This is a genomic window from Streptomyces sp. B1866 (genome assembly GCF_031932565.1).
Taxonomy (GTDB): domain Bacteria; phylum Actinomycetota; class Actinomycetes; order Streptomycetales; family Streptomycetaceae; genus Streptomyces.
Genome location: NZ_JAVSCF010000279.1, coordinates 1 through 8,076, shown reverse-complemented (window position 1 = coordinate 8,076; position 8,076 = coordinate 1). Strand labels below are relative to the sequence as shown.

7 protein-coding genes are annotated in these 8,076 nt (G+C 74.7%); 5 read left to right on the top strand and 2 right to left on the bottom strand.

Translation table 11 applies throughout. The annotated features are described in order from the left end of the window. Positions 1-168: 168 nt before the first annotated feature. Both dxs and RKE29_RS25640 read left to right on the top strand, forming a co-directional pair. On the top strand, positions 169-2,190 hold the full coding sequence (gene dxs / locus RKE29_RS25645) for a 1-deoxy-D-xylulose-5-phosphate synthase (protein WP_312008015.1): 2,022 nt from the start codon (positions 169-171) through the stop codon (positions 2,188-2,190). Further along, positions 2,187-3,587 (top strand): aspartate aminotransferase family protein, encoded by a 1,401-nt coding sequence (locus tag RKE29_RS25640; RefSeq protein WP_312008014.1) that lies wholly within the window; start codon positions 2,187-2,189, stop codon positions 3,585-3,587. Before dxs ends, RKE29_RS25640 begins: the two co-directional genes overlap by 4 nt. A 68-nt stretch (positions 3,588-3,655) precedes the next feature. On the opposite strand, the gene RKE29_RS25635 is transcribed toward RKE29_RS25640, so the two are convergent. Together RKE29_RS25635 and RKE29_RS25630 are read right to left on the bottom strand one after the other, a co-directional pair. Next, complete coding sequence (locus tag RKE29_RS25635; RefSeq protein WP_312008011.1) at positions 3,656-4,465, bottom strand: tyrosine-protein phosphatase; 810 nt, start codon at positions 4,463-4,465, stop codon at positions 3,656-3,658. A 424-nt stretch (positions 4,466-4,889) separates the two neighbouring features. Continuing rightward, positions 4,890-5,243: an ATP-binding protein gene (locus tag RKE29_RS25630; protein WP_312008010.1), complete on the bottom strand. Its 354-nt coding sequence runs from the start codon at positions 5,241-5,243 to the stop codon at positions 4,890-4,892. Between the two features lie 224 nt (positions 5,244-5,467). On the opposite strand from RKE29_RS25630, the gene RKE29_RS25625 reads away from it, so the two are divergent. From RKE29_RS25625 to RKE29_RS25615, 3 genes are all read left to right on the top strand, one after another. Beyond that, positions 5,468-6,334 (top strand): helix-turn-helix transcriptional regulator, encoded by an 867-nt coding sequence (locus RKE29_RS25625; RefSeq protein WP_312008008.1) that lies wholly within the window; start codon positions 5,468-5,470, stop codon positions 6,332-6,334. A 5-nt stretch (positions 6,335-6,339) separates the two neighbouring features. Then, the gene (locus RKE29_RS25620) at positions 6,340-6,591 is read left to right on the top strand and encodes a DUF397 domain-containing protein (protein WP_312008007.1); all 252 of its coding nucleotides are present in this window, start codon (positions 6,340-6,342) and stop codon (positions 6,589-6,591) included. Between the two features lie 369 nt (positions 6,592-6,960). Continuing rightward, positions 6,961-8,076: MBL fold metallo-hydrolase (locus RKE29_RS25615; RefSeq protein WP_312008006.1), on the top strand; the 1,116-nt coding region annotated here is incomplete at its 3' end.

Sequence of the window (8,076 nt, the reverse complement as noted above, 5' to 3'; positions counted from 1 at the left end):
GCCCGAGGTCACCGTCACCGGCTGACCCGGCCGCCACGGCCCGCGCCGGACCGTGGCGGCCCGCCCGCGCCCGTAAGCCCCGAGGCCGCCACCGCGGGCCGCCACCCGCCCGGCGCACCCGCCGCGCCGCACCCTACGATCGCCAAACCACGAGGAGGGGGAGCGACCATGTCGCTGCTGGAGACCGTCCGGGGCCCGCAGGACCTCAAAGCGCTGTCCGCGGACCGGCTGGACGAACTCGCCGACGACATCCGCCAGTTCCTGATCACCGCCGTGGCCAGAACGGGCGGGCACCTGGGCCCCAACCTCGGAGTGGTCGAGCTGACCATCGCCCTGCACCGCGTGTTCGACTCGCCCGCCGACCGCATCCTGTGGGACACCGGCCACCAGGCCTACGTGCACAAGCTGCTCACCGGCCGCCAGGACTTCTCCAAGCTGCGCGGCAAGGGCGGCCTGTCCGGCTACCCCTCCCGCGCGGAGTCCGAGCACGACGTCATCGAGAACAGCCACGCCTCCACGGTGCTGGGCTGGGCCGACGGCCTGGCCAAGGCCGACCAGCTGCTCGGCCGCACCGACCGGCACGTGGTCGCGGTCATCGGCGACGGCGCGCTGACCGGCGGCATGGCCTGGGAGGCGCTGAACAACATCGCCGCCGCCAAGGACCGCCCCCTGATCGTCGTCGTCAACGACAACGAGCGTTCCTACGCGCGCACCGTCGGCGGCCTCGCCGACCACCTGGCGACCCTGCGCACCACCGACGGCTACGAGCGCTTTCTCGCCTGGGGCAAGGAGGTCCTGCAGCGCACCCCCGTCGTGGGCCGGCCGCTGTACGAGTCCCTGCACGGCGCGAAGAAGGGCTTCAAGGACGCCTTCGCCCCGCAGGGCCTGTTCGAGGACCTGGGCCTGAAGTACGTCGGCCCGATAGACGGCCACGACACCGCGGCCGTCGAGTCGGCCCTGCGCCGGGCCCGGCGGTTCACGGGCCCGGTCCTGGTGCACTGCCTCACCGAGAAGGGCCGCGGCTACCGCCCGGCCCTGGAGGACGAGGCCGACCGCTTCCACACCGTCGGCGCGATGGACCCGCTGACCTGCCGTCCGCTGGCCCCCAGCGGCGGCCGGTCGTGGACGTCCGTCTTCGGCGAGGAGATGGTGCGTATCGGCGCCGAGCGGCCCGACGTGGTCGCGCTCACCGCGGCCATGCTGGACCCGGTCGGCCTCACCGGGTTCGCCGCCGCGTACCCGGACCGGGTGTGGGACGTGGGGATCGCCGAGCAGCACGCCGCCGTCTCCGCCGCGGGTCTGGCCACCGGCGGCCTGCACCCGGTCGTCGCCGTCTACGCCACCTTCCTCAACCGCGCCTTCGACCAGGTCCTGATGGACGTGGCCCTGCACCGGTGCGGCGTGACGTTCGTCCTGGACCGGGCCGGGGTCACCGGCACCGACGGGCCGAGCCACAACGGCATGTGGGACCTGTCGGTCCTCCAGGTCGTGCCCGGCCTGCGGATCGCCGCCCCGCGCGACGCCGACCAGCTGCGCGCCCAACTGCGCGAGGCCGTCGACGTCCGCGACGCGCCGACCGTGGTCCGCTACCCCAAGGAGTCGGTGGGCGAGCCCGTGCCCGCGGTCGGCCGGGTGGGCGGCATGGACGTGCTGCTGGCGGCAGGCGGGACACCGGAGCCGGACGGGCCCGCCGACGTACTGCTCGTCACGGTGGGCACCATGGCGGCGACCGGCTTGCAGGCGGCCGACCTGCTCGCCGGGCGCGGCATCCGCTGCACCGTGGTGGACCCGCGCTGGGTCAAGCCCGTCGACCCGGCCCTGCCCGCGCTGGCGGCCCGGCACCGCCTGGTGGCGGTGGTCGAGGACAGCAGCCGCCGCGGCGGCGTGGGCTCGGCGGTCGACCAGGCCCTCCGCGACGCCGGGGTGGACCTGCCGGTACGGACCTTCGGCATCCCGGAGGCGTTCCTGGCGCACGCCAAGCGGTCCGAGGTGCTGGCCGACATCGGGCTCACGCCCGCGGAGATAGCGGGCCGGATCGGAGCGGCCCTGGTCCGCGCGGACGCCGCGCGCGGCGCGGGCCCCGCGGCGGCCGGCCCCGGCGGGACGACGGGCACGGACCCGGCCGCCGGGCCGGACGCGGTCGGCGCGCGGCGCGCCGGCGACGCCGACAGCGAGGAGAGCGACGCATGACAGCCGACGGCCGGGGAGCGGGATTCGACCTCGGCAGGCTGCTGGCCGAGCGCGGCGGCGAGCGGTACGACCTGCACGCCCGCCACCTCAACCACCAGCTGCCGCGCATGCTGCACACCATCGGCTTCGACAAGGTCTACGAGCGGGCCGAGGGCGCGTACTTCTGGGACGCCGACGGCCGGGACTACCTCGACATGCTCGCCGGCTTCGGCGTGATGGGCCTGGGCCGCCACCACCCGGTCGTCCGCCAGGCGCTGCACGACGTGCTGGACGCCCAGCTCGCCGACCTGACCCGGTTCGACTGCCCGCCGCTGCCCGGGCTGCTCGCCGAGCGGCTGCTCGCCCACGCGCCGCACCTGGACCGGGTGTTCTTCGGCAACAGCGGCACCGAGGCGGTGGAGACGGCGCTGAAGTTCGCCCGCTGCGCCACCGGCAAGCCCCGGATCCTGTACTGCGCGCACGCCTTCCACGGCCTGACCACCGGTTCCCTGTCGGTCAACGGCGAGGACGGCTTCCGCAAGGGCTTCGCCCCGCTGCTGCCCGACACGCCCGTCGAGCTGGGCGACCTCGCTGCCCTGGAGCGGGAGCTGCGGCGCGGCGACGTGGCCGGCTTCGTGGTCGAGCCGATCCAGGGCAAGGGCGTCCACGAGGCGCCGCCCGGGTTCCTGCGGGCCGCCCAGGAGCTGCTGCACCGGCACCGGGCGCTGCTCATCGCCGACGAGGTGCAGACGGGCCTCGGCCGCACCGGCGACTTCTTCGCCTACCAGCACGAGGAGGGCGTCGAGCCCGACCTGGTGTGCGTGGCCAAGGCCCTGTCCGGAGGGTACGTGCCGGTCGGCGCCACCCTGGGCAAGGACTGGATCTTCAAGAAGGTGTACTCCTCGATGGACCGGGTGCTGGTCCACTCGGCGAGCTTCGGATCCAACGCCCAGGCGATGGCGGCCGGCCTGGCGGTCCTCGCGGTCATGGAGGACGAGCAGGTCGTCGCGAACGCGCGGCGCACCGGCGACCTGCTGCGCACCCGCCTGGCCGCGCTCGTGGACCGCTACGAGCTGCTGCACGAGGTGCGCGGGCGCGGCCTGATGATCGGCATAGAGTTCGGCCGGCCCAGGTCGCTCGGGCTGCGCAGCCGCTGGGCGGTGCTCCAGGCGGCGCGCAAGGGCCTGTTCGCCCAGATGGTCGTGGCGCCGCTGCTCCAGCGCCACCGCATCCTCACCCAGGTCTCCGGCGACCACATGGAGGTCATCAAGCTCATCCCGCCGCTGATCATCGGCGACCGGGAGGTCGACCGCTTCGTCGACGCCTTCACCGACGTCATGGACGACGCGCACAGCGGCGGCGGCCTGATGTGGGACTTCGGGCGGACGCTGGTGAAGCAGGCGGTGGCCGGCCGCTGACCGGGCCGCCCGCCGGGCGGGCCGCCGGGCCGTCCGGGGCGGGCCATCCGGCGCCGGCGGGCCGCGGCCTAGGGGGTCAGCAGCCGCTCGCGCAGCCGCTGCCGCTGGTCGGGGCCGAACCGCAGCCCCGTCTCCAGGTACCGGTCGACCCCGCCCCAGACGTCCTCGATCGTCTCGAAGGCCGCCGCCAGGTACTCCACGCGGGCGTCGAAGAGCGGGCCGAGCAGCGCCATGATCTCCGGCGACATGCTGGTGGCCGGGTCGCCGTTGCGCCGCACCCGGTAGCGCCGGTGGGCGGCCGCGGACTTCAGGTAGTCCGCCTCGATGGCGTCCCGCTCGACGCCCAGGGCCAGCAGCGTGACGGCGACCGTCAGGCCCGCCCGGTCCTTGCCCGCCGCGCAGTGCATCAGCGCGGGCACCGCGCCGTCCGCAAGGGCGGCCAGCACCTGCCCGTGCTCGGCGGTGCGGGTGCGGATGATCTCCCGGTAGGCGTGCACCATCCGGGCCTCGGCCCGCCCGTCGGCGAGCAGGTCGCGCAGCGTGCCCGGGTCGCCGTCGCGCACCATGCTCCAGAACCCGGCGCCGTCGGCCGGGTCGGTCAGCGGCAGGTTCACGTTCCGTACGCCCGGAAGGGTGACGTCGGGGCCTTCCAGGCTCATGTCCGCCGCGTTGCGGAAGTCGAAGACGGTGTGCAGTCCGAGCGAGGCGAGGAAGGCGGCGTCGGTGGCGGTGGCGTGCGCGAGGTGCCCGCTGCGGTACAGGACGCCGTGCCGGACGCGCCGCCCGTCGGCGGCGGGCAGGCCGCCGACGTCGCGGAAGTTGCGTATCCCGGCCAGTTCGGGCTCGATCGACGGTACCTGCGGCGTCTGCTGCGTCACGGGCGCTCCTCGGGGACGGGCCGCCGCCGCGTTTCGGCGAGGCGGGCTGAGCCGACCCTACGACATGCGCTTTCGCGTGATCAGTGCACTTTGTGCCAGGACCGGCGCCCGCCGCCCGGCCACCGCCGCCCCGCGCGCGCCGGCGCGGCGTACCTCCGCCGTCACACCGGCCGGGGCGGCAGGAGAGGCCGGGGCGCCGACGAGGGGTCCCGGTGGGACAGGGGCAGACCCCCGTGGCGCACGCGCCGTCACTGTCCCTGTCCCACCGGCACCCCTCGGGCCGTTTCCCGTCTCCTCCGCTTCCTCTTCCTCCCGTCCGGCCGTCCGGCTCGCGTGCGCGCGAGGCCCTTCCGCCGCCGCGGCCGGCTCCGGCCGCCCCGCGTTCTCCCGTACCGCGGGGGACCGTCCGGACCGTATGCGCCGGCTAGGCCAGGCGGGCCCAGACCACCCGACCCGGGCCGTCCGTGTCCGGCCGCACCCCCCAGGCGTGGGACAGGGCGTCCACCAGCGCGAGGCCCCGGCCGCCCTCCTGGTCGGCGCCGGCCCGGCGGGCCCGGGGCTCGCTGCCCGCGCACCCCTGGTCGCTGACCGCCAGCCGCAGCCGCGTCCCGCGCAGTTGCAGGTAGCAGCCGATCTCCTCGCTGGAGGTGTGGCACACGGCGTTGGTGAACAGCTCGGACACCACCAGCTCCGCGTTGTCCCGTACGCCCGCGTCGACGCCCCACGTGGACAGCCGTCCCACGACGCGCCGTCTGGCCTCCGCCACCGACGCGCTCATCGCGGGGAGGTGAAACGCGTCCTGGAGGCACGGAGCGGCCAGGACGCCACTGCTCCACGACCGGAGAGCCTCAAAGGAAGGAGCCACGTCGTCACTATGCTCTGTGCGCGTCACGCATGGCAAGGTGCAACCTGTAATTTGCAGAATCGGCGGGCACAGACTGTTCTGCCGACCGGTCGCGTGACAGACTGCTGCCCTGTGAAGGTAGTCGGAGAGGAACGCTAGTGGCGGACGGGCGGGCCGGCGGCGCACCGACCGTGCTGCGGGTCGTGCTCGGCAAGCGGCTCCAGGTCCTCCGGGAGCGGGCGGGGCTGTCGTTCGAGCAGGCGGGCCGCGCGCTCGACGTCACTCACGCCACCATCCGGCGGATGGAGAAGGCCGAGGTCGGCCTCAAGATCCCGTACGTGGAGAAGCTGCTGACCACGTACGGCGTCACCGACCCCGAGGAGCTCGAAGGCTTCCTCGCCCTGGCCCGCGAGGCCAACAAGCCCGGGTGGTGGCACCGCTTCCGGGACGTGCTGCCCGAGTGGTTCAACACCTTCGTCAGCCTGGAGGGCGCCGCCAACCTCATCCGCGCCTACGAGCCGCACTACGTCCCCGGGCTGCTGCAGACCGAGGACTACGCCCGCGCGGTGCTGCGCGCGGGGCTGCCGCACGCCGCGCAGAGCGAGATCGACCGCCTGGTCGACCTGCGGATGGAGCGCCAGGCGCTGCTGCGGCGGCCCGACCCGCCCATGCTGTGGGTGGTGATGGACGAGACGGTGCTGCGGCGGCCCATCGGCGGATCCGGCATCATGCGCACCCAGGTCGTGGCGCTGACGGAAGCCACCGACATGCCGAACGTCCGACTCCAGATCATGCCGTTCGAGGCCGGCCCGCACCCGGCGATGTACGGCCCCTTCCATATCTTCCGGTTCCCGATCCCGGAGCTGCCCGACATCGCGTACACGGAGACGCTGGTCAGCGGCTCCTACTTCGACGAGCGCGACGACGTGGCGGCCTTCCTGGAGGCCTTGGACCGGATGTGCGCGCAGGCCGCGCCCGCACAGAGCACTCAGGCCATGCTGAGTGGCATTTGCAAGGAGATCTGAACTCTATGGATCGCACTGGCCGTGACCGCATCTACAACGGAATGCCGGCGAGGGACCTCGGCACCGAAGGCTGGCTCAAGCCGTGGAGCGGTGGCAACGGGGGAAGCTGCGTGGAGGCGCTGCGCCTGGGGGACGGGCGGGTGGCGCTGCGCCAGTCCGCGGATCCCGACGGGCCCGCCCTGATCTACACCCACGGTGAGATGAAACGGTTCATCATGGGGGCGAAGGAGGGGGCCGCCGACTTTCTCATCGCCTGACGGAGCCCGGCCCGAGGGCGGTCCCCGGCCGGTCGGACCCCTCGGACAGCCCCGGCCCGGTGCGGGTGCGCGGCCGGCCCGGGTGCGGTACGGGCACGGCGGGCCGGGGGCGCGGTGAGTCGCCCCGGCCCGCGCGGCGCAGCTCACCGCGCACCCCGTACGGCGTGGACGGCGGCGCGCGGTGCGGCGTGCTCGGGGCTCCGGCCCGGTCCGGCCGTACACCGCGCCGCCGCGAGGCCCCTGACGTACACTTCCGGCACGTGGCGCACACCGGCCGCAGGCCCGGAACCAGGTCCCCCGTCTCGGGAGTTGTCCCTGACGAGGACGACCAGACCACGGGGTGATCCGCCCCCTCACCCAGGAGGTGCCGTGACCCGCTCCAGCCAGAAGAGCTCCCGGCTCGCCGCAGCCCTGCGCCCCGCCGCCTTCGGCGCGGACCCCGCCGGGGAGCGGATGGCGCGCATCAGGCGGTCCCCGCACTTCGCGGACGGCGCGTTCACCAATCCGGTGGCCGCCAGCACAGTGCCCTCCGGCTCGCTGCTGAAGTTCGCCGCCGCCTTCTTCCGCAAGGAGGACCGCCTGCGCAGAACCCCGGCCGGCGCCGTGCCCGTCCACCCGACCACGCTCGCCGACCTGGCCGCGCCGCCCGCCTCCGGGCTGCGGCTGACGTGGATGGGGCACTCCAGCGTGCTGGCCGAGATCGACGGGCGGCGGGTGCTGTTCGACCCGGTGTGGGGCGAGCGCTGCTCGCCCTTCGCGTTCGCCGGCCCGCGGCGGCTGCACCCGGTGCCCGCGCCGCTCGCGGAGCTGGGACCGGTGGACGCGGTGGTCATCTCCCACGACCACTACGACCACCTCGACATGCCCACCATCCGCGCCCTGGCCCGCACCGGCACCCGGTTCGTCGTCCCACTCGGCGTCGGCGCGCACCTGGAGCACTGGGGCGTGCCCGCCGACCGGACGACCGAGCTGGACTGGCACGAGAGCGTCAAGGTGGACGGGCTGCTGCTGACCGCCGCCCCGGCGCGCCACTTCTGCGGGCGGGCCCTGCGCAACCGGCAGCACACGCTGTGGGCCTCCTGGGCGGTGGCCGGACCCGAGCACCGCGTCTACCACAGCGGGGACACCGGCTACTTCCCCGGCTTCGCGGACATCGGCGCCGCACACGGCCCGTTCGACGCGACGATGATCCAGGTCGGCGCCTACAGCGAGTTCTGGCCGGACATCCACATGACGCCCGAGGAGGGCCTGCGGGCGCACACCGACCTCCAGCGCGGCGACGCCGGCCACGGGGTCATGCTGCCGATCCACTGGGGCACCTTCGTGCTGGCCCAGCACCCGTGGGAGGAGCCGGCCGCGGGGTCGGTCGCCGCGGGGCGGGCGGTCGGCGCCACGGTGGCCGTGCCCCGGCCCGGCCAGCCCTTCGAGCCGGCCGCCGCCCCGGCGCTCGACCCCTGGTGGGAGGCCGTGGCGGCGCGGGCCCGC

Excerpts from the sequence above, each read along its gene's own strand:
- RKE29_RS25630 (WP_312008010.1), bottom strand. The coding sequence starts at position 5,243 with ATGAGCGCGTCGGTGGCGGAGGCCAGACGGCGCGTCGTGGGACGGCTG.
- dxs (WP_312008015.1), top strand. The coding sequence starts at position 169 with ATGTCGCTGCTGGAGACCGTCCGGGGCCCGCAGGACCTCAAAGCGCTG.
- RKE29_RS25640 (WP_312008014.1), top strand. The coding sequence starts at position 2,187 with ATGACAGCCGACGGCCGGGGAGCGGGATTCGACCTCGGCAGGCTGCTG.
- RKE29_RS25620 (WP_312008007.1), top strand. The coding sequence starts at position 6,340 with ATGGATCGCACTGGCCGTGACCGCATCTACAACGGAATGCCGGCGAGG.